Origin of the sequence: Collinsella aerofaciens, from assembly GCF_002736145.1 — a bacterium.
GTDB lineage: Bacteria > Actinomycetota > Coriobacteriia > Coriobacteriales > Coriobacteriaceae > Collinsella > Collinsella aerofaciens_A.
On record NZ_CP024160.1, the window covers coordinates 889,121 to 910,966 of the forward strand.

The following is a 21,846-nucleotide window of genomic DNA, read 5'->3' on the forward strand; positions in this document are numbered from 1 at the left end:
GTTATGCCTCCGCGCGGAGCGGGGCGAAGCTGGCGGTACCGCCCTCGATAACGCTCAGATAGGCACGGCCCGTACGCTTGGCGGTAGAGGACTGCAGGCGCTCGATCTCTTCCTCGAGGATCTGATTGACGCGCTCGTGACGACGATTTTCCATAATGCCGGCGGCAATAGCCTCGGCCCGCTCGATGCCCTCGCGCGAGATACGGGCGGTATCCTCGGGGAACACAGCGCTGTGACGGCCGACATAGGCGGGGGCAGCAGGCTGAGGGGCAGTGACGGGAGCGGGGGCTGCAACAGGAGCAGGCCCGTCAATCTCATCCAGAATCGCGGTGGCGGCGGCCCACATGTCCTCGTGGCCCGAGTAATCGGCCATGGGGACATCAACCTCGAGCGAAGCGTCCGGAAGGTCGCCGGTGTCGATGCGATCTTGGGCATCAATCGATGCGGTGATGGCTGCAGGCTCATCGAGGTCATCGAGATCGATGTCCGCGACACCGGAGATGATAGGCATGCTGGCGAGGTTTGCGTTGTACGGCGCAGCCTCAGCCGCCTGCTGCTGGGCAGGAGCGCCCCAAAGCGAGCTTTCGGCGGCGCGGCGGGCGGCAACGGCCTCCTCGTCCGCGGTCATGGCTTCATCAACGTACGAATTATCGGCAGAAGCGTTCGCGTCCGCCGAGGTAGCGCTGCAGGCGTTATTGGCTGCCGCGTTGGCAACGAGTGCCACGAAAGCCGCCGTGCTGCCCGCAGGGGCGGCCTGGGAGCCCGACACGGCGCGTGCCGCAGCGGCGATGTCATCGCGATTGAAGGAGCCGGTCTGCCCGCCGTTGGTGAGCTCGTCGATGGCGACTTGATAGACGTCGCGCGAGTGTGCAGGGTCGCAGCTCACCGGCGAATCGTCGTCGAGCATACTGTCGATCATGGACCAAGCCTCGTCCTCGTCCATAGCATCTGTGGCTCGAGCGATGGTAGGGACACCATCATCGGCATGACGGCGCTGGAACGCACCAGTCAGGCCGGAAAGGAATGCCGAGGTAGACTGCTCCAACTGAGCCTGAGAAGCAGAAGTCGCAGCGTAAGGAGTCGCATCCTGCTGCTGAGCTGGAATCGAGGCGGTCTTGAACTCGCTTTGATGCTGATTGAGATTGGCGGCACCGCCCATGGCATCGGGCTGGAACAGACGCTCTTCACGCTGCGCACGATACTCGGAGATGCCCAGCGAGGCGGCATAGATACCCACGCCCGCCACCGCGCCCACGGCGAAGGGAACCGCACCCGCCACGACCGTCTCGTTCACCGACGAAAACGGCAGCGTCGCGGCATACATAACCACGGGAGCGGCAAGGCCGATCCCGCACGAAAGTCCGGCAAGGACTGCTCGTTGTGTTGCATCAGAAGAAGCCATGAGCTCTCCCCATCTTCCAGCACCCAAATCGCATCATTCAGTTGGCTGCGCGAGAGAAGATGAAGCGGGGCTATGCCCCAAAGCAACGGTATATGGTTCGTTTCATCTGCGTTTTCCGTCGCGAAGCTTAAAAGCTATTATGCGAAACCGCCCTGCCGATTGCAAGCGACGATGTCGGATTGAAACGGGAAACCTGCTGCTCGTCGGTCTTACGGTCAAAAATAAGCGCGGAGCGGCGCTATGGAAAAGGGCCGAGGCTCAAAGCCCCGACCCTTTATCGCATTGATGACTATCGCTGCGCGTGGATGACAACCTAGAACGTCTGCTCGTAATCACTGTGTTTTTTGGCCGAACGCACCAGGAACTCCTGGTTGGTGTTGGTGCCCTTAAGACCCTTGATAAACGATGCGGCTGCGCGCTCGGTGTTGTTCATGCCGGCAAGAATGCGACGCAGACCAAAGACAAACGGGCGCATCTGCTCGTCGACCAACAGGTCCTCGTTACGTGTACCGGAGGCAACGGGGTCGATAGCCGGGAAGATGCGGCGGTCGGCCAGGTCGCGGTCGAGCTTAAGCTCCATGTTGCCGGTGCCCTTGAACTCCTCAAAAATGACCTCGTCCATCTTGGAACCGGTGTCGATGAGGGCAGAGGCCAGGATGGTGAGCGAGCCACCGTTCTCGATATTGCGGGCTGCACCCAGGAAGCGCTTGGGCGGATACAGTGCCGCCGAATCGACGCCGCCCGAAAGGATGCGGCCCGAGGCGGGCGCCGCCAAGTTGTAGGCGCGGGCGAGGCGCGTGATGGAGTCGAGCACCACCACGACGTCGCCACCCAGCTCTACGATGCGCTTGGCGCGCTCGATGACGAGCTCTGCCACGCGGGTGTGGTTGTCGGCAGGCATATCGAAGGTCGACGCCACAACCTCGCCCTTGATGGAACGCTGCATATCGGTGACCTCTTCGGGGCGCTCGTCGACGAGCAGGCAGATGAGGTGCACCTCGGGGTTGTTAATCGAGATAGACTGGCAGATCTTCTTGAGGATCGTGGTCTTGCCGGCCTTGGGCGGGGACACGATCAGGCCGCGCTGGCCCTTGCCGATCGGTGAAACGATGTCGATGGCGCGACCGGTAATAGAGTCCTTGCCGTGCTCCATGCGCAGCGGCTCGTTGGGATAGACCGGGGTGAGGTCGCCGAACTTGGGGCGGTTGCGAATCTGCTCGGGGTCCAGACCGTTGACGGTCGTGATTTTGGCGAGGCCGGCGCGCTTGTCGCCACCGCGCGAAGGACGCAGCGAGCCCTCGATGACGTCACCCGTGCGCAGGCGCGCGGAGCGGATGAGGTAGGCGGGCACGAAGGCGTCGTCGTTGGACTTCATGTAGCCATGGGCATGGATGATGCCGGAGCTGTCCGGGCGAATCTGCAGAATGCCCTTGATATCGCGGAAGCCCTCGGCTTTCGCGGCGGTGACGTAGATCTCCTCGACGAGCTCGGCTTTCTTCTTGCCGGTCGTCTCGATCTCGAACTCCTTGGCCTTCTCGCGAAGTTCGGCGACCTTCATGGCAGCGAGCTCCTCGCGCGAAAGCGTGGGCTCGGTGGGAGCGGCATTACGCTCCTTGTTGCGTTGCTTGCGATCGCGCTGGCGGTTGCGACGGTCGTTGTTGCGCTCGTCCTTGCGCTCGTTGCGCTCCTCGTTGCGCTTGTGCTGGCGACGGTTGGGGCGAGCGCCGTCTTCGCCCTCGGCGTGGGCGGCACCATCGGTTGCGGCGGTGTCAACATTGGCCGCAGCGGCGTCATTGGCCTCGGCGCCAGAATCAACCTGCGCTTCGACATCAGCCTGCTGCTCGGCGGCCTTGGCCTTAACGGACTTCTTGCGACCGCGCTTGGGCTTCTCGGATGCAGGCTGTTCGACGTCCTGGGGCTCGGCGGCATCAGTCGATGCATCGGCGTTCGTCTCGGCGGAATCCTCGGACACACCCTTCTTGGCAGCCTTAGCCTTGGACGTGCGCTTAGCAGCAGTGCGACGGCTGCGACTGGGACGGACGTCGGCGGGCTCGACATCGGCGGGAGCGGCCTCGGAAGTCGTAGCATCCTGGACGGGCGCGTCGGCGGCGGTTGCAGACTCGGCGGTCGCCGCAGCATCCCGAGCGGCTGCAGCTGCGGCTGCGGCCTTCTCTGCCTCGACGAAGGCCTTGGGCTTGCGACCGCGACGATGCGGGCGCAAAGCCGGATCGACAACGGGAACTTCGCTGGCCTCGACAGGCGCAGCGGGCTCAACAGGCGATGTGCCCTCCCCTGCCGCGGAACGGACCGAAGCCTCAGTGAGCTCGGGGGCTACCTGTTCCGCAACCTGCTCGGCCTTAGCAGCCGTGCGGCGGCGTGTGCGCGGTGCCGGCTTCTCGGTCGGCAGGTCGGCGGCAGGGGTCTCGATGGCGGCAGGCGTCTCGGGCACAGACGGAGCTGCAAGCTCGGTCAGAGCCGCGGCCTCGCGCTCGGCAGCACGACGGCGGGCGCGCACCACCTGAGCCTCGCTAATCTGCGCCAACGCACGTGCCTGCGCGACCTCATCGGAAATCGGCGCCGAGGAGTCAGCTGCAACGGTGCGCTTGGCGCGCGTCGTGCGCGTGGTACGGCGCTTGGGCTTGGTGACCTCCTCGCCGTCAGCAGCAGGCTTGGCCGTGCGGCGCGTACGCTTGGGCTTTGCCGGAGCAGCCTCCTCAACAGTTGCAGGCACGGCCTTCTCAGCCGTTGCAGCCTTAGGCGTCTCAGGAGTCGAGGTTTGCGCGGGCGCCGCGACCTGGTCCGACACAACCGGTGCAGCGGGAGCGGCTTGCGTCGTCGTTATTTCGTTTTCTTGCTGTTGATCAGACACAGTGTTTGCTCAACTTTCTTTTCAAGCCCTGTGATCACATGCTCCCTGCATAAACCTTCAGGGCGGCTAAACAGTCTAGTTCCGTTCAAAACGACGGACATCATTGATCTGTATCGAGATGATTGCGTCAACTACGCAGCGTTAGTTTAACACAACCGCCGTCACCTGCAACTTAGTCATCGGGGACGTTCATAAACGACTAGTCAAAAGGGACACTCTTTGGTTTACCACTCACAAATCTGACTGCCTCCGCCAAAACTATGGCGGTTTACTACGATGAATCGCTCAACCGCGACCACTCCGAAACTTGTTGAACTAAAACCGCAGGTAGATGCCTTGCACTTTTTAGCGAAAAGCCGGCGTGGTTGGAATTCCTCAATTCATCGTAGTAAACCGGCATAGTTTCGTATTTCCAGCAGTTCAAAATTTGTCAATACGTCGGCATATGCGAAAAAAGCCCGACCTCCGTGGGAGATCGGGCTTATAGGGCTCAGTTAAACCAAGTCTGTACGGTCAAATGACCCGCAGATTACATCTGCTCGGGCGCGGAAACGCCAACGAGGGTGAGCACCAGGGCGAGCGTCACGCGGACAGCGTCGCAAGCGGCCAGACGGGCACGCGAAAGCTCGGGGTCGACGGGACGACCCTCACTCGGCAGCACCTGGCAGGCAGCGTAGAAGCTGTGGAAGTCACCGGCGAGTTCCTCGGCAAAGTGGGTCAGACGGAACGGAGCGCGATCGCGAGCGCAGCTGGCGATCAGGTCGGTGAGCTCGTTGAGCTTGCGCGAAAGGGCGAGCTCGGTCGGGTCGGTCAGCAGCGAGTAATCGACGTTCTCACCGATGGCCTTGGCGGCAACGGCCTTCATGCCCATCTCGTCGGCCTGCTCAGGCGTTACGTCGGCGGCACGGCGCAGGATGGAGCACACGCGGGCGTGAGCATACTGCACGTAATAGACCGGGTTGGAGTTGTCGCGCTTCTTAACGGCCTCGATGTCGAAGTCGACCATCTGGTTGGAGCTCTTGGAGATGAGCGTGTAGCGAGCGGCATCGGAGCCGACCTCGTCGACGAGCTCCTGCAGGGTCACCATGGTGCCCTTGCGCTTGGACATACGAACGGGCTTGCCATTACGCAGCAGGTTGACGAGCTGGCCCAGCAGAACCTCAAACTTGCCGGGATAGCCGAGAGCGTCGCAGACGCAGCGGACGCGCTCGATGTAGCCGTGGTGGTCGGCACCCCAAATGTCGATGACGTGGTCGACGCGCTGGAACTTGTCCCAATGATAGGCAACGTCGGAGGCGAAGTAGGTGTACTCGCCATCGGACTTGATCAGGACGCGGTCCTTGTCGTCGCCTAGGTCGGTGGAGCGGAACCACAGGGCGCCGTCCTTGGTGTAGAGGTAGCCCATCTTGTCGAGCTTCTCAAAAGCGCGGTCGACGGCGGAGGTGCCGGCGGTCTCGCCCTCGGTGTCCTTCACGTACAGCGAACGCTCGGAGTACCAACGATCGAAGTCGCAATTGACGGCGTGGCAGAGGTCGCGCATGTTGTCGACCATCTTCACATAGCCGCGCTCGCGGAAGCTCTCCATGCGCTCCTGCGGATCGGCGTCGACCCACTTGTCGCCGTCGGTGCGCCAGAACTCGGCGGCCTCGTCGATGATGTAATCGCCGCCGTAGGAGTCCTTACCCAGGGTCTCGGCAAAGTTGTCCTGGTACGGATGGGTCTCGGGATGCTCGTCGTTCTCATCGGCAACGAAGGCATCGCGGTCGGCGATCAGCAGCTTGTGAGCCTCGTCGATATCCACGCCCTGCTTGGCAATGATGTCGGCAAGCTGCATATAGCGCGTGCTGATGGAGTTGCCGAAGGTGTTCATCTGAGAGCCGTGGTCGTTGATGTAGAACTCACGCTGGATGTCGTAACCGGCGTGGTCCATAACACGGCAGAGGGAGTCGCCCAGAGCTGCCCAGCGGCCGTGGCCAATGTGCATGGGGCCGACGGGGTTGGCGGAGACGAACTCGACCTGGGTCTTCAGGCCGCCGCCGACGTTGGACTTAGCGAAGTCCATGCCCTTCTCGCGGGCCTCGCCAAAGATGGCGTTCTTGACGGCGACGGAGAGGTAGAAGTTGATGAAGCCAGGGCCGGCGATCTCGACCTTCTCGATCGCGGGGTCCTCGGGCATATGGGCAACGACGGCCTCGGCGATCTTGCGCGGGGCGCAGTGAGCCAGCTTGGCGGACTTCAGGGCCATGGTGGAGGTCCACTCGCCATGAGAAGTGTCAGCCGGTCGCTCGATAGCGCAATCGTCAAGTTCAAATGCGGAAAGGTCGCCGGCCTCCTGGGCCGCAGCAAGCGCAGCGCGTACCAGCTCTTCAATCTTCTCGGGCATAGATCCTCCTTGTGTTAAAGCCCCCGAGCTCTTGGTCACTCGTAGGGCAAAAGCCAGAGTTTGTAGCACTCTATCACAAGCGACGGGCACTATCGCAGGGTAAAGCCAATCGAAATTGCATATGCACAAAATTGACTACAGCTTGTATGGAGTCACTCAAAGATGCCGGTCTGCCTGCAGATTATGCACGCGTTGAAAATGCATAAAGGCGTGAATGAGCTGTGTCTTTTATCGAATACTCTTACCTATCAGAGTTGTGTGCTTTTCCTGCATAAAGTAAGGATTTGCGCACGTCAGCGTGGTATTTTAGACATACGCAAATTCGTATAAGTTGGAGGTAGCATGTTCTCAATCGGTCAACACGTCATTCATCCGGGTCAGGGAGTCTGCACCGTCGTCGGTTTTAGGGACGACACGCCGCAGCCCATGCTGTTGCTCGAGACCAAGCAGGGACATGCGCAGACGATCCTCATGTACCCCGTGGCGCAGGCCGATCGTTTGCATGCCGCCATCTCCCAGCAAGATGCCGAGCACCTGCTGAGCCACTACGACGAGCTGGAGTGCGACACCTTTACCGAGCGCAACAGCTCGCTTGAGGAGACGCACTTTAAGCAGCAGCTCAAGCTGGGCGCGCCCGAGACGGTCCGCGTGGCAAAAACCATGATGCACCGTATCCGCCAGGCCGAGGAAGCAGATAAAAAGCCCAGCTCCTACTACATGCGCGTACTCAAGGAGGCCAAGCGCCGCTCCATCGAGGAATTCGCTGTGGCCCTGGGCGTCACCGAAGAGGACGCCGAAGCCCGCCTAGCCCAAGCTGCCCTCAACTAACCCATCCGCGCCAAAAACCACCACAAAGGGGACAGGCACCTTTGTGGTGGTTTTTTCGTTCTAGTCGTTCTAGTAGTATTCATTCTTAGCGATACCTACGAGCACAAGGAGTCTCTTATGGCAGAGCCACTTACCGCCGGAATCACCCGCGACCGCGCATTCGAACTGCTCAACGAGCACAACAAGGACCCGTTCCACATCACCCATGGCGAGACGGTCGAGGGCACCATGCGCTACTTTGCGCGCGATTTCGACCCCGAGAACGAGGAGTTCTGGGGCATCGTCGGCCTGCTGCACGACCTGGATTGGGAGGAGCATGAGAACGATCCCATGAACCACACCATCTATGCGGCCGAGATCCTCGAGGGCGAGGGCGCATCGCCCGAGCTCATTCGCGCCATCCAGACGCACACGTCCGATTTCAACACCTCTCTGCCCAAGCCCGAGCTGCAGATGGAAAAGATACTGTTTGCCTGCGACGAGCTCACCGGCTTGATCGGCGCTGCCGTCATCATGCGTCCGAGTAAGAGCGTCATGGACTTTACGACCAAGTCGCTCAAGAAAAAGTTCAAGGACAAGCGCTTTGCCGCCGGCTGCTCGCGCGACGTGATTGCGCAGGGTGCCGAGATGCTGGGCTGGGAGCTCCCCGAGCTCTTCGACCGTACCATCGCGGCCATGCAATCCTTCGCCCCCGACCGCGACACCTTCCAGGCTTAATTCCAAAACCACCACAAAGGGGACAGGCACCTTTGTGGTGGTTTTTGTTTGCGCAGGCGTTAGGGGCGGACCTGGCCAGTGCCTCGAAGCTTGTATTTGTAGGTGGTGAGAGCCTCGGCGGCAAAGGGGCCACGGGCGTGGAGCTTTTGGGTCGAGATGCCGATCTCGGCGCCCAGGCCAAACTCGCCGCCATCGGTAAAGCGCGTGCTGGCGTTAGCGTACACGGCCGAGGCATCGACCGCATCGAGGAAGCGCTCGCAAGCATCCGTGTCCTCGGCAACGATGGCCTCGGAGTGCATCGTGCCGTAACGATTGATGTGCGCAATGGCCTCGTCCTCGTTTGCCACGACCTTCACGCTCATCTCGAGCGCCAGATACTCGCGACCCCAGTCCTCCTCAGTCGCGGCAACGTAGTCATCACCCTCCACAAAGCCGGCGTCGGCGCATGCGGCGCACGTGGCCTCGTCGCCGTGAATGAGTACGCCGTGGTCATGCAGCACGGCCACGACCGCGGGCAAAAACGCATCGGACACGGCACGGTCGACCAGCAGCGACTCGGCGGCATTGCACACGCCCACGCGCTGCGTCTTAGCGTTGACGATAATATTGAGCGCTTTATCGAAGTCGGCGGATTCATGCACGTAGATGTGGCAGTTACCCGTGCCCGTCTCGATCACCGGAACGAGTGACTCGCGCACGCAGCGCTGGATCAGGCCCGCACCGCCACGCGGAATGAGCACATCGACGACGCCGCGGAGCTTCATGAGCTCGCCGGTGGCCTCGCGGTCGGTAGACTCGATCATCGACACGGCCTCGCGCGGGAAGCCCTTGGTCTCGAGCGCATCGGCCAGCAGCTCAGAAATCATGGCGCACGAGTGATAGGCTAGCGAGCCGCCGCGCAGAATGCAGGCGTTGCCGGTACGGATGCAGATGCCTGCGGCGTCGGCCGTCACGTTGGGGCGCGCCTCGTAGACCATAGCGACCAGGCCCAGCGGCACACTCACACGGGTCAGGTCCACGCCACTTGCAAGCACGCGGTGGTCGAGCACGCGGCCCACGGGATCGGGCAGCTCGGCGAGCTTTTCCAGGCCGGCGGCCATGCCCTCGACGCGCTCGGGCGTCAGCAGCAGACGATCGAGCAGTCCGGCCGAGGTACCCGCATCGCGCGCGGCGGACATATCGAGCTCGTTGGCGGCAACGATGGAGTCGATACCGTTGCGCAGCGCTGCAGCCATGGCGCGCACGGCCTCCTGGCGCTGTTCATCGCTCGCCGTGGCAAGCGAGGCCGACGCCGCCTTGGCGACAACGGCAAGATCGTGGGCATACGTGGCTATATCGACCGACATGGGCGGCCCTTTCTCCTAGAAGTTTGCAACCATGGTAGCCGATTTGCGCATGGCCTCGCCCACGGCGGTAGAATTGGTCAACCCGAAACACCGCAACGAACGGAAGACTCACATGGCCCTCATCACTTCGTACCACGTCCCCGGCCTTTACGTCGAGGACCACAGCATCGACGTCCCCCTTGACTGGCGCGGCCTGGAGCCGATGCTCCTGGCCGTCGGCAGCACCATGCGCCGCGGCGCTATACCGACACCCATCGCCGGCGCGCCCGAGAGCATCAAGCTCTTCTACCGCGTGGTTTGCGCACCCGACCGCATCAACGACGACCTGCCGCTCCTTCTCTTTTTGCAGGGTGGCCCCGGTGGCGAGAGCCCGCGTCCGCTGTCGCCCACAAGCGATGGCTGGATCGAAGAGGCCGTCAAGCACTTCCGCGTGGTCCTTCCCGACCAGCGCGGCACCGGACGCAGCAGCTGTGTTGACGGACGCACGATCGCGGCCTTGGGCGAGCGCGCCGAGGCGGCAGGCTCCGATGCGGCCCGCTCGCAGGCGGACTTCCTCAAGCGTCACCTCGCCAGCTCCATCGTGCGCGATTTTGAGTACCTGCGCCTGGTGGGCTTTGGCGGCAAGCCCTGGGTCACGCTCGGACAGAGCTACGGCGGTTTTTTGACGCTGAGCTATCTGTCGCTCTTCCCCGAGGGCGCGGCGGCGAGCTTTACCTGCGGCGGAATCCCCCACGTGCCGGCGAGCGCAAGCGAGGTCTACGCGCACACCTTCCCGCGCATGGTCGCCAAGACGCAGCAGTATTATGACCGCTACCCCGCTGACGTCGAGCGCGTGGCAGCCCTGGCCGATGCACTCGAGGCTCAGAAGCCCGTGCTGCCCGACGGCTCGCCGATGACGGTCGAGCGCCTACAGCTCATGGGCAGCGACTTTGGCATGAAGCCGAGCTTTGAGCGCATGCATTGGATTATCGATCATGCTTTTGTTGACGGCGACGGCACGCTGGCCTGCGGCGCCTCGGTATCTGACAGCTTTTTGATGCGCGCCTTCGAGCGCACCAACACGCGCACGAATCCGCTGTACTGGACGCTTCAGGAGTTCATCTACGCCGACGGCGACACCATGCCCATTCGCTGGGCCGCGGCAGAAGAGAAGGCCCATCGTGCCGAGTTCGACACGCTCACGCGACCGCTCATGTTTACCGGCGAGGCCATGTTCCCGTGGATGTTTGAGCAGATGCCCGAACTTAAGCCCTTCAAGCCGGCGATGGATCTGCTTATGGAAGACACAAGCTGGGACAAGATCTACGACCCGCAGCGCCTGGCGTGCAACGAGGTGCCCCTGCAGGCCGCAGTGTATTTCGATGACATGTACGTGGACTCGGGCATGCAGCTCGATACGCTCAGCCGCGTGGGCAACTCGCATGCCTGGGTGACGAACGAGTTCGAGCACGACGGCTTGCACGGCAGCGTGGTGTTCAAGCACCTCTTCGACGAAGCCCTCAACCGCGGAGACCTGCGCCAGATCTTCTAGCAAAGGAGTGTCCCCAAGTGCCGGAAAAGGAGAGGCAGCACTGCTGGCAAAACGAGCCGCAGCGCTGCCTCTCTTTATGCAAACACTATCAAGTTGTCCCTATGGATCGCGGGCTTCTCGACCAGGTCTGCGAGCAGGCGGTTGCTGGCAATCTGGTCCTGGCGGCGGCCGGCTGCAAGCTCCAGCACGTCCGAATCGGCCTCGGCGATACCACGGGCGACAACCATGCCGCTCGGGTCGCACACGTCGAGCACATCGCCCTCGGCAAACTGGCCATCGACCTCGCGAATACCCACCGCGAGCAGCGACGATCCGCGGCTGACCAGCGCCTTCGCGGCGCCATCATCGACCGTCACCGAGCCATGCGCCTTGTCACCCAGTGCGATCCACAACTTGCGCGGCGCAATGTCCAGGCGCTCCGCCGGCGGATCGAACAGCGTACCCACGCTCTCGCCGCGGGCCAGACGCACGAGCGCATCGGGCTCCTCGCCCGAGCAAATCACGCTTTGAATGCCCGCCGTCATGAGAATGCGGCTCGCGCGAATCTTGGTGATCATGCCGCCCGTACCCACCGATGTGGAAGAATCGCCCGCCGAGGCGATAATCTTGGCATCGATCTTATGCACGACCGGGATAAACTCGGCCGTCGGATCCTCATGCGGATTGGCGGTGTAGAGGCCATCGATGTCCGAGAGCGTCACGCACAGATCGGCAGAAACCAGGCAGCTCACAAGCGCCGCCAGCGTGTCGTTGTCGCCGAACTTGATCTCATCGACGGTAACGGTGTCGTTCTCGTTGACGACCGGCACCACGCCAAGCTCCACAAGGCGAAGCAGGGCGTCGCGCGCGTGCAGGTAGGACGTGCGGCGCGCCGTGTCGTGACGCGTGAGCAGCACGAGCGAGGTGAGCAGGTCGCGCGCATGGAACTCCTCGTCGTAGGCCGACGAGATGATGCACTGACCGGCCGAGGCGCAGGCCTGCAGGCTCGGCAGGTCGCCGACCGGCTTACGGTCGAAGCCCAGCACGGGATAGCCGCAGGCAATGGCACCCGAGCTCACCACGACCAGGCGCCAGCCAAGCTCGCGCAGCGCTGCGGCCTGGTCGGCAAGCCCGCCGATAAAGGCGCGGTTGACCTTGCCGTCGGCGCCCACCACCGTGGACGAACCGATCTTTACCACCATCGTTTTATAAGAAGTCGTCATACGTCAAACCAATCAACTGTTCAGCGAACGGCCGAGCCGGCGGCCAGGGAAGCGTGACTCGCCCCTACCGCCCAAGGAATTAGTGAGCCCAGGGAAAGGCAGAGGCCGCGGCCATGTTCTTGCGCACGAGCTCGTCGCGCACCTGAGCCAGGCCCTGCTCCATACCCACCACATAGGTCTGCGGGTACAGGAAGCGCTTGAAAGCTGCGTCCAGATGGTCGAGCGCCCAAGCACAGCGCTCGCGCGCGTCCTGGATGCTCTCACGCGGAGCCACCGCACTGCCATCGCGCACGATCGGCACCAGCAGCTCGCGATACTCAAGTTCGGACACGTCGGTCACCAGGGCGGCATCGTTCACGGCCACAAGGGTATTGCCGCGCGCGGCGCCCTCCCCTGCCAGATGGTCCTCGTCATAAATCATGTCGCAAACCGGGCCGCCAAAGCCGTCGTAATAGCGTCGTACGCGCTGCACGCCGGGGATCGTGCGCTTGTAGGGCTGCTCGGAAAGCTTCACCACCGGCGTCCACGGCTCCGCGTCGCTCGCACGACGGGCCGAAAGCTTGTACACGCCGCCCAGCGCAGGCTGATCGTAGCAGGTCGCGAGTTTGGTGCCCACGCCAAAGCTGTCGATGGGCGCGCCCTGGTCGAGCAGGGACTGAATCGTGTACTCATCCAAATCGTTAGAAACCGAGATCCCCACATAGGGCAGGCCCTCGGCATCAAAACGGCCGCGCACATACTTTGAGAGCTTGGCGAGGTCGCCGGAGTCGATGCGAATGGCCGACAGGCGCTCGCCCACCGCTTCCATCTCCTTGGCAACCGTAATGGCATGTTCGCAGCCCTCGCGCACGTCATAGGTGTCGATGAGCAGCGTACAGTTCTTGGGGCTCGACTTGGCAAAGGCGCGGAAGGCCTCGAGCTCGGAGTCGAAGCTCATGACCCAGCTGTGCGCATGCGTGCCAAAGACGGGAATACCGTAGCGGCGGCCGGCGAGCACATTGGACGTAGAGGAGCAGCCGGCAACGTAGCTCGCGCGCGCGACGGCCAGCCCGCCATCGGGGCCCTGGGCGCGGCGCAGGCCAAACTCGGCAACGGGACGGCCGTCCGCCGCCAGCACCACGCGCGCCGTCTTGGTGGCGACAAGCGTCTGGAAGCCGACGATGTTGAGCAGCGCCGTTTCGAGCAGCTGGCACTCCAGCGCGGGACCGGTGACGCGAACCATGGGTTCGCGCGGAAAGACGAGCTCGCCCTCGGGGACGGCGTCGATGTTTACATGTGCACGAAAATCGCGCAGGTAGTCGAGGAATGCAGGCTTGAACATCGCGCCGCCGGCCGGGGCCTGGAGCGAGGCGAGGTAGTCGATGTCCTCGGGCGTAAAGCGCAGATTCTCGACCAGCTCGGGCAGTTCGGCGGTGCCGCACATGACGGCATAGGCGCTGCCAAAAGGATGGTCGCGGTAAAACGCGGTAAAACAACCCTGCTCATTGGCCTTGCCGCTCTCCCACAGGCCCTGGGCCATAGTGAGCTCGTACAGATCGGTGAGCATTGCAATGTCGGTGGGATGCGAGATGTCGGTCAAAGCCATGGGGCGACCTTTCGGATGCGTTGTGCAGAGGTTGAGGGTTGGAAAAGGGCAGAGTGTTCGGGCATGGCACCCAGCGCGAATGGGCTAGAGCAGGCCCATGCTGGTCAGGATCGTGTAGCCCATAAAGATGACAAACGCGATGAGGGCAAGGACAATGATGATTTTTTGAGCCGGCGCCATGCCAGGGATCTCGTTCTCGCCCGTAGGCTCCTTGGAGGTAACCATGCGCTGGGCAAAGGTCATCTCGTCACGGCTCGGCTTGGGCTCGACGGACTTGGAACGAGCGACCTTTTTAGGCTGAGGTTTAGGTGCGGTGGGCGCGGGCTTCGCGGCGGCGGGCTTGGGCGCGGGGGCGACGTTCGCGGCGGCCTCCTCGGCCTTCTCGCGCTCGGCACGCAGGGCGGCCAGCTCCTCACGCTCGCGGCGTGCCTCTTCCTGGGCCTCGCGACGAGCTTTCTCGGCGCGGAGCTCTTCCAACTCGGCGCGTTCCTCGGCAGACAGTGGTTGGGACTCAAGCTTGGCCATGGTACAGCCCTTTCTTTTAAAAAAAGCCGCCGACACAATGTCAGCGGCTTATCAAATCCAAGGGTGGAGACGAAGGGAGTCGAACCCTCGGCCTCTGCCATGCGACGGCAGCGCTCTCCCAACTGAGCTACGTCCCCAGGACAAGTTGATATTTTACCTACGGCTCGCCAACTGTCAACGCCCAATACCCAGTCTTTTTGGGACGCGGCTGTTTTAGCTACCCCGACAGACAACGCGAACGGTTTGGTCGAACAGCGGCAGGGGTAGCTAAAACAGCCCCGTCCCAAAAAGACTACTCAAAGAGCCTCGTCCCAGATTAGCTGGTTTGAGCACTAGTAAGAACACCGGTGGTGTCGAACGCCGGGGTGAAGCTCTCGTCTACCGCTCCGCCTTCTTGCCAAAACATCGTCGTAAAGCCCAGGTCGTCGGCATGGTCGAGCACCTGCTCGTACTCCTCGCGCGTCACGGCGCGCGCCAGGTCGCCGCCTTGTTCGCGCATGAGGGCATTGGGCGTGTACTGGTTCATGACCGAGATCGGCACGTCGCCCACCGTCTGCCACACCAGGTCCAACACGCGGCACGAATCGTCCGCATGCCCCGGCAGCACCAGATGACGCACGATTATGCCGCGCTTCATGAGCCCGTCCCCGTCTACCAGCTCTCCCCCGCGGCGCTCAATTTCGCGCGCCATCTGGGCCAGACCCGACACAGCCACGCGCGGGTAGTCCTTAATATGAGAGAGTGACTGCGCAAGCGCCGCATTGGCATACTTAAAGTCGGTAAGCCACACGTCGACCAAATCACCGAGCGCCGCCACGGCACTCGCACGCTCATAACCGCTCGTGTTGTAGACGATTGGAATGACCAGTCCGCGCTCCCGAGCTGCGGCAATCGCGGCCGGCAGCAGGTGAGCATAATGCGTCGCCGTCACCAGATTGATGTTATTGGCACCTTGGTCCTGCAGCTCCAGCATAATCTCGACCAGGCGCTCGGGCGAAATCTCAAGCCCGAAATTGCCCGTCGAGATCTCGTGGTTCTGGCAATAGATACATTTGAGCGAGCAGCCGCTAAAGAAGATCGTGCCCGAACCGGCCTCGCCCGAGATAGGCGGCTCCTCCCACATATGAAGCGCTGCGCGGGCCACCTTGAGCGTGTCATCGGCACCGCATACGCCGTGCGCACCCTCGTCGCGCACCGCACCGCAACGGCGCGGACACAAATGGCAGGCGGGCGAAAAAAGTTCGGTCAACGGCGTCGGCATAAAAACATGCTCCAAAACAACGATTCAGCAGCTCAAACGTAAAGGGACCAACCGCACAGACGGCTCGAGCCCAAGGCGCCGTAATCGTCCGACACGATTTTTGTAATGTCAAGACTGGAATCGATAAAGTGCCGCTTTATGATGTAGGTATTCCGCCCCCCGCGGAGCAACTGGGTGAACCGTCGCGTTTATTTAGGGAGCCCACACAGTCGTACCTAGTACAGGTATCCTTCGTTGTTAAGGACGCTGGAACAGTCGATGAGGGCACCCACCTGTTTTAGGTGGGTTCATTTTCGTAACGTGGGGGGTGGTTTTCTTTTGCCGAAAATCGCCATTACAGTCCATATGGATCCCCACCGGCATCCCAACAGTCCATCGACAACATCCCAATATCTGGTAAGCGCGTGATTATCGCTGCGTGCAATTCCATGCACCCCCCTTGGTCGAGTATCATGGTTCGGCTATGCCCTTTGCGCTTAGCAACCTTTGACCTTTTCCTTCGACGCTTGGCGGTTTTTGATTCATGGCTTCATCCCCGAGCTACATACCGTATCTATGCGTGGCAGCGGCGGCCTTTATCACGACCTTCCTCACGGTGCCCCTGGTCAAGCGCCTGGCAATTAAGCTCGACGCCGTCGACTATCCTTCTAAGCGCCGCATCAACACCAAGCCCATCCCGCGTTTGGGCGGAACGGCGGTGTTTTTGGGCCTGGTCGTTGCCTGTATTGTGCAAATCCTAGGCACCTGGTACCTGGGTTGGCCGCCCGTTTTGGTGCCCCACCCCCGTCTGCACATCAGCTACCCCATACTTGCGCTTTCTTTTACCGTCATCTTTGCGACCGGCGCTATCGACGACGTCTTCCAGCTCAAGCCCAAGCAAAAGCTGGCCGGACAGGTCCTCGCTGCGCTCATCGCCTGCGTGGGCGGCCTGCGCATCGGCGTCATCGTCAACCCGTTTGCCCCCGGCGAGATCATGCTCGGATGGCTCGCCTACCCCATCACCGTGATCTATCTGGTGGCATTCACCAACATCATTAACCTCATCGACGGCCTCGACGGCTTGGCCACGGGCATCTGCGGCATCGCGTCGTTCACCATGTTTTCGATGGCCGTTCTCTCGGGCCGCATCGACGCCGCCGCGCTCTCCATTGCGCTCTTTGGCGCCTGTCTGGCCTTTTTGCGCTACAACTTCAACCCCGCAAGCATCTTCTTGGGCGACTCGGGGTCGCTGCTTCTGGGCTTTGCGCTGGGCTCCATCTCGCTACTCAACGTGAGCCGTACCGCCGCGCTCACCTCGCTTATCATCCCGCTCATCGTTGCCGGCGTGCCCATCATCGACACGTTTAGCGCCATCGTGCGCCGCAAGCGCGCCCACATTAGCATCGGGCAGGCCGACAAGGGCCACATCCACCACCGCCTGATCCAAGAGGGCTACAACCAAAAGCAGGCAGTGCTCCTCATCTACGCCTGGTGCATCATGCTTTCGGCCGGCGCCGCCGCGATTAACCAGGTCGAGGTTCCCATGCGCGTGCTCATCTTTACCGTGCTCGCCATTGGCTCGGCGGCCTTTGCCAAGCACCTGCACCTGTTTGAGCCCGTGCTGCGCCACCATTACAACAAGCGCACGCACGAGGACGAGCTCGTCACCCCCGACGATCCCGCCTTTAAGCAGGAGGAGCAGGCGGCAGAAGAACGCAAGGAGGAGCGCCACCACAGGCGCTAGGGTAAGCTGCCGAGGATGCGCCCAGGCGCCGCCGGCCAAACGCGCAGCTACGCCGCGCCCATCGCACATGCCGCCGCTCTCCCGCCCCTCGCCTACTTACGACCCGCCCCTCCAATAAACGCGTTATCATCTTGACCCATGAACATACGTTAGGAGCAATCATGCCAAACGAGAACAGCTACGAAGTCGCGCTGCAAAAGAGCAACGCCATTCGCGAGGGCCTGGCCAAAACGCCCGAGAAGTTCACCATGCTCACCGGCGACCGCCCCACCGGCCGTCTGCACCTGGGCCACTACTTTGGCACTCTCAAGGGCCGTGTTGAGCTGCAGAACATGGGCGCCAAGACCAACGTGCTCATCGCCGACTACCAGGTCATCACCGACCGCGACACGACCGAGCACATCCAGGACAACGTGTACAACATGGTCATGGACTACCTCGCCTGCGGCATCGACCCCGACAAGACCATGATCTACGCGCACTCCGCCGTGCCCGCCGCCAACCAGCTCATGCTGCCGTTCCTGTCGCTAGTCTCCGAGGCCGAGCTGGCGCGCAACCCCACGGTAAAGGCCGAGATGGAGGCCTCGGGCCACGAGCTCACCGGCCTTCTGCTCACCTACCCGGTGCATCAGGCCTGCGACATCCTGTTCTGCAAGGGCAATGTGGTGCCCGTCGGTCGCGACCAGCTGCCGCACATAGAGCTCACCCGCACCATCGCCCGCCGCTTTAACAACCGCTACGGCAAGGTGTTCCCCGAGGTCGACGCACTGCTGTCCGAGACCCCGCTGCTGCCGGGCCTGGACGGTCGCAAGATGAGCAAGAGCTACGGTAACGCCATCAACATCTCGATGACCGCCGAGGAGACGGCCAAGCGCATCAAGAAGAGCCAGACCGACTCCGAGCGCATGATCACGTTCGATCCCGAGAACCGCCCCGGCGTGTCCGGTCTGCTTTCGACGGCCGCCATCTGCACCGGCCGTTCCGAAGTCGAGATTGCCGAGGAGATTGGCATGGGCGGCTCCGGCCAGCTCAAGAAGTACGTGACCGAGGCCGTCAACGAGTACTTCGCGCCGATCCGTGAGCGTCGCCAGCGCTACGAGAACGACCTGGATTACGTAAAGGACGTCCTGCACGAGGGCAACCGTCGCGCCAATGAGATCGCCGAGCAGACCCTGGGCGAGGTTCAGGACGCCATGGGCATGGTGTACTAGATCGATCTGCTGGCTAGAACTTTCGATTGCTTTAGGGCGGGCGCTACGGCGTCCGCCTTTTTGGTGCCCGACTGGTTCGGCTCTGCCCATTGCGCTCCCCCGACAAACAGGAACAGGCCCGCTGGCAGTTAGTTGCCAGCGGGCCTGTTCCCGAAGTACACCGTTGAATCGCACAGAGGGGAGGAATGCGAATCAAACTCAACAGGGCAGGCTTTTTCATCGCCTATGGCCTGCTCCGTTGCTGAATACAATATAGTTCACCGTGGTTTACTTTCTGATGGCAAAGTACGCCATCACACCTTCTCCATAAGTTAGCTCAGGTAAACTAGAACTACCACAAAGGGGACAGGCACCTTTGTGGTAGTTTTGGCGCGAGCAAGCCGTTAAAGCCCGGCCGGCCAACGACAGGCGCCTAAGTCGACGTGCATGGAATCGGCAAATGTCACGCCCTCCCCCAGCAGAAGTTCGCGTTGAGCATCGGGGCCACCAAAGGCGAAGCCCTCGCAAATGCGGCCATCGGCAAACACCACGCGATGACAGGGAATCTGACCAGGGCGCGGATTGTCGTGAAGCGCGTAGCCCACGTACCGCGCACTCCGCGGACGACCGGCGAGCAGCGCCACCTGACCGTAGGTGGCGACCATCCCCTCGGGAATCTGCTCGACCACCTCGTACACCCGTTCAAAAAAGCCCTCAGACGCCATTGCTCGCTCCCTTCCATCCGGAATAGCATAAACCACCACAAAGGTGCCCGTCCCCTTTGTGGTGGTTTTGGCAGGTGAGCTAGTTGACGGGCTGGAAGAAGGCTACGGCTACGGCGCCGGGGCCTACATGGGTGCCGATGGTGGCGCCGATGGTGTGAACGGGCAGTTCGCTCTCGGCATGGCCGGCCCACAGCGCGGCGCTGTCCTCGATATACTTCTTGAGCACGGCGTCCGAAAGGCCCGTATAGCCCAGCGCCAGCGGCATGGAAAAGTCGATGCCGCCTGCCTTTTCGACCTTCTGATTGAGCAGGTTACGTCCGTTCTTGGAACCGCGCGCCTTGCCCAGCTGCACGATCAGACCGTCCTCGGCAGCTACAACGGGCTTTACGTTGAGCAGCGTGCCCACGGCGCCGGCAGCAGCAGACAGGCGACCGCCGCGCACCAGGTACTCCAGCGTCTCGAGCAGACCAATAACCACCACGCGGTCACGGACGGCCTCGACAGCCGCCGCGATCTGGGCCGCGCCCTGGCCCTCGTCCACTAGGCGCAGGGCATACTCGACCAGCACGCGCTCACCCAGGGTAACGTTATTGCTATCAACCACATACACGTCGCCGCCCGGCGCCTCGGCAAGTGCGGTACGGGCGCTCTGATTGGTCCCCGAAAGTTTGGCACCCACGGTAATAATCACCGCCTCGTCGCCGGCCTCACGCGCCTCGGCAATCGCCTGCGAAAACGCGTACGGGTTGACTTGGCCGGTCTTGGGCAGCTCATCGCGCTCCACGAGCATCTCGTAAAAGCGCTGGTGATCGATGTCGACGCCATCCATATACACATCGGTGCCAAAGGTAACGGACAGCGGCAAGACGGACAGCGCCGGGTGCTCAGCCGGCGACATATCGCTTGCGGAATCGGTAATAATGCGGACGGACATAGCGAATCCTTTCTTGCGCAGGTCTCGCGCAGGGAATTTTGACAACAATGTCCCGGCACGGCGTACGCGCTCAAACGGGACGATGCAGTTGTTGGCTGAAAGCTAGCGCCAGCGCGGCTCTAGATCTCGCGCAGGGTGTTGAGAATCGTGCGCAGCGACGCATACATCTGCTCGCGCTGCTCCACACCCATAGCCTTACCGGTGGTATCGAGCACCTCGCGAATGATGCGGTCCGCCTCGCTCATGCTCTCGCCGCCTAGAGCGGTCAGGCGCACCGGAGCACGATACTTAACGGCGGCATCGCCCGAATCATCGACCTCGACGTAGCCGCCCTCCTCCAGATGCGCGAGCGTGCGCGAGACGGCGGCACGGGTCACGCCTGCCATGCGAGCCAGGTCAGCACCAGTCAGGCCGTCCTTGCTGCGCTCAAGATAGTACAGGCACATGACATCGGAGCCCTTGAGGCCCAGCCTTGCGCCCTCGGATGTCTTAATGCGCTGGATCTCCTTGTAGAGCCCGCTGATCAGTCCGACAAAGTCCTCGAAACGTGTCTCGTCGTTCTGCTGCATGGGAGACGACCGCCTTTCGCTTGCGCATGATGCTAACGGGTAAACATCTTAGCCGCACAAGGCAACACCCATACCCAAATATCCCATTTGTTAACCCATCAACATAAAAACCACCACAAAGGGGACAGGCACCTTTGTGGTGGTTTGGGGCATCAATAGGTTCTAGGCGTCGCTACAGCTCCGCGCAAGGATTGTCGCGGGTCACAAGCGTCTTAACGACAACCGTCGCTCCCAGATAGCGCTCGAGCAGCTCGGCTAAGCGATCGATCGCGGCCTGGCAATCCCCCATCCGCTCGGGCTCCACGCACTCAATCGCCAGGAACGCATCGGCCGAATCATCGGACAGGGCCGTTCGAACGCCGTCGCGCCAGTTCCAGCAGCGGCATACGGCGCCCGCATCATCGATGTAGGCGAGCTCGCCGGGCAGCGTCGGGTCATCCGCCTCCTCGCCAAGCGGCAGAAACGCATCGCCACCGTCGGTCACCGCTAACCGCAGATCGCCCTCGATAGCATGTAGGTCCTCGCCGCCAACGGGCAGCGCGTAGGTCAGCGACACCGTGTTGTAGATGTCCACCGCGGGCGTAATGTGGCCCACCGGTTTGCCCTTGAGCACGCGCTTGAGCAAGTTCTCGATCGAGCAGCGGGCGCCCTTTTTGGTCTTGAACAGCCGATAAGCCTCGCGCCATGCCTTGACCGGTGCGTTCTCGCTGATAGTATCGCTGGTCAGATGACGCTCCGCGTCGATATTGGCGCGGTCGAGCAACGCCGCAATCGCATCCACGTCCTCTTGAGGAATCTGAGCCGCGGGCTTCATGCCCTTTACGACCACAACACCGACAGCCGCCTGCGGAAATAGCTCCCAAAACGAATCCTCGGCAACGAAACTCTTCATGTGCTCTCCCTTCATAGCATGCGCCCGAGCCCGGGTGCCTAAACAAAAAGCGCCCTTACGACGGCCACCTTCAAAGTCCTACGGTGCCGCCACAAGAGCGCTTACGCTGCCCCCATCCGGAGAAGGGAGCGATATGTCAGGCGTATTGTAACCCGAGTCATCCG

Annotated in this window: 17 protein-coding genes and 1 tRNA gene; 5 read left to right on the top strand and 13 right to left on the bottom strand. The window is 61.9% G+C overall.

What is annotated here, in order from left to right; all coding sequences use genetic code 11:
- Nucleotide 1: 1 nt before the first annotated feature.
- The 3 genes from CSV91_RS03955 to argS form a co-directional block, all read right to left on the bottom strand.
- Complete coding sequence (locus tag CSV91_RS03955; protein WP_147579376.1) at nt 2-1,402, bottom strand: hypothetical protein; 1,401 nt, start codon at nt 1,400-1,402, stop codon at nt 2-4.
- 313 nt (nt 1,403-1,715) lie between these two features.
- Entirely contained in the window at nt 1,716-4,271 is a 2,556-nt protein-coding gene (rho, locus tag CSV91_RS03960; protein WP_099431883.1) for a transcription termination factor Rho, read from the bottom strand.
- Between the two features lie 529 nt (nt 4,272-4,800).
- A complete protein-coding gene (argS, locus tag CSV91_RS03965; protein WP_099431884.1) occupies nt 4,801-6,654 on the bottom strand; it encodes an arginine--tRNA ligase in 1,854 nt (617 codons plus the stop codon).
- 342 nt (nt 6,655-6,996) lie between these two features.
- Here argS and CSV91_RS03970 point away from each other — a divergent pair, with 342 nt between their 5' ends.
- Together CSV91_RS03970 and CSV91_RS03975 are read left to right on the top strand one after the other, a co-directional pair.
- Entirely contained in the window at nt 6,997-7,482 is a 486-nt protein-coding gene (locus tag CSV91_RS03970; protein ID WP_022094807.1) for a CarD family transcriptional regulator, read from the top strand.
- 117 nt (nt 7,483-7,599) lie between these two features.
- Entirely contained in the window at nt 7,600-8,199 is a 600-nt protein-coding gene (locus CSV91_RS03975; protein ID WP_099431885.1) for an HD domain-containing protein, read from the top strand.
- Nucleotides 8,200-8,258: 59 nt separating this feature from the next.
- Here CSV91_RS03975 and CSV91_RS03980 read toward each other — a convergent pair whose 3' ends face one another.
- Nucleotides 8,259-9,545, bottom strand: coding sequence for a glutamate-5-semialdehyde dehydrogenase (locus tag CSV91_RS03980; protein WP_099431886.1), 1,287 nt, complete (start codon nt 9,543-9,545; stop codon nt 8,259-8,261).
- A 112-nt stretch (nt 9,546-9,657) separates the two neighbouring features.
- On the opposite strand from CSV91_RS03980, the gene CSV91_RS03985 reads away from it, so the two are divergent.
- The gene (locus CSV91_RS03985; protein WP_099431887.1) at nt 9,658-11,076 is read left to right on the top strand and encodes an alpha/beta fold hydrolase; all 1,419 of its coding nucleotides are present in this window, start codon (nt 9,658-9,660) and stop codon (nt 11,074-11,076) included.
- A 74-nt stretch (nt 11,077-11,150) separates the two neighbouring features.
- Here CSV91_RS03985 and proB read toward each other — a convergent pair whose 3' ends face one another.
- From proB to CSV91_RS04010, 5 genes are all read right to left on the bottom strand, one after another.
- A complete protein-coding gene (gene proB / locus CSV91_RS03990; protein WP_099431888.1) occupies nt 11,151-12,278 on the bottom strand; it encodes a glutamate 5-kinase in 1,128 nt (375 codons plus the stop codon).
- Between the two features lie 79 nt (nt 12,279-12,357).
- Nucleotides 12,358-13,863: a nicotinate phosphoribosyltransferase gene (locus tag CSV91_RS03995; RefSeq protein ID WP_099431889.1), complete on the bottom strand. Its 1,506-nt coding sequence runs from the start codon at nt 13,861-13,863 to the stop codon at nt 12,358-12,360.
- Nucleotides 13,864-13,947: 84 nt separating this feature from the next.
- Complete coding sequence (locus CSV91_RS04000; RefSeq protein WP_099431890.1) at nt 13,948-14,388, bottom strand: hypothetical protein; 441 nt, start codon at nt 14,386-14,388, stop codon at nt 13,948-13,950.
- 64 nt (nt 14,389-14,452) lie between these two features.
- Nucleotides 14,453-14,525, bottom strand: a tRNA-Ala gene (locus tag CSV91_RS04005).
- Nucleotides 14,526-14,704: 179 nt separating this feature from the next.
- A complete protein-coding gene (locus CSV91_RS04010; RefSeq protein WP_099431891.1) occupies nt 14,705-15,649 on the bottom strand; it encodes a radical SAM protein in 945 nt (314 codons plus the stop codon).
- Nucleotides 15,650-16,172: 523 nt separating this feature from the next.
- On the opposite strand from CSV91_RS04010, the gene CSV91_RS04015 reads away from it, so the two are divergent.
- On the top strand, nt 16,173-17,372 hold the full coding sequence (locus CSV91_RS04015; RefSeq protein ID WP_099431892.1) for an MraY family glycosyltransferase: 1,200 nt from the start codon (nt 16,173-16,175) through the stop codon (nt 17,370-17,372).
- 161 nt (nt 17,373-17,533) lie between these two features.
- The gene (gene trpS, locus CSV91_RS04020; RefSeq protein WP_099431893.1) at nt 17,534-18,583 is read left to right on the top strand and encodes a tryptophan--tRNA ligase; all 1,050 of its coding nucleotides are present in this window, start codon (nt 17,534-17,536) and stop codon (nt 18,581-18,583) included.
- A gap of 383 nt (nt 18,584-18,966) precedes the next feature.
- Here the strand turns inward: trpS and CSV91_RS04025 are convergent, their stop codons facing one another.
- From CSV91_RS04025 to CSV91_RS04040, 4 genes are all read right to left on the bottom strand, one after another.
- On the bottom strand, nt 18,967-19,287 hold the full coding sequence (locus CSV91_RS04025) for an MGMT family protein (protein ID WP_099431894.1): 321 nt from the start codon (nt 19,285-19,287) through the stop codon (nt 18,967-18,969).
- Nucleotides 19,288-19,366: 79 nt separating this feature from the next.
- A complete protein-coding gene (locus tag CSV91_RS04030) occupies nt 19,367-20,221 on the bottom strand; it encodes a DegV family protein (protein ID WP_099431895.1) in 855 nt (284 codons plus the stop codon).
- A 119-nt stretch (nt 20,222-20,340) separates the two neighbouring features.
- The gene (locus CSV91_RS04035; RefSeq protein WP_022093866.1) at nt 20,341-20,790 is read right to left on the bottom strand and encodes a MarR family winged helix-turn-helix transcriptional regulator; all 450 of its coding nucleotides are present in this window, start codon (nt 20,788-20,790) and stop codon (nt 20,341-20,343) included.
- A 172-nt stretch (nt 20,791-20,962) separates the two neighbouring features.
- Nucleotides 20,963-21,682 (bottom strand): B3/B4 domain-containing protein, encoded by a 720-nt coding sequence (locus tag CSV91_RS04040; RefSeq protein ID WP_099431896.1) that lies wholly within the window; start codon nt 21,680-21,682, stop codon nt 20,963-20,965.
- Nucleotides 21,683-21,846: the final 164 nt, after the last annotated feature.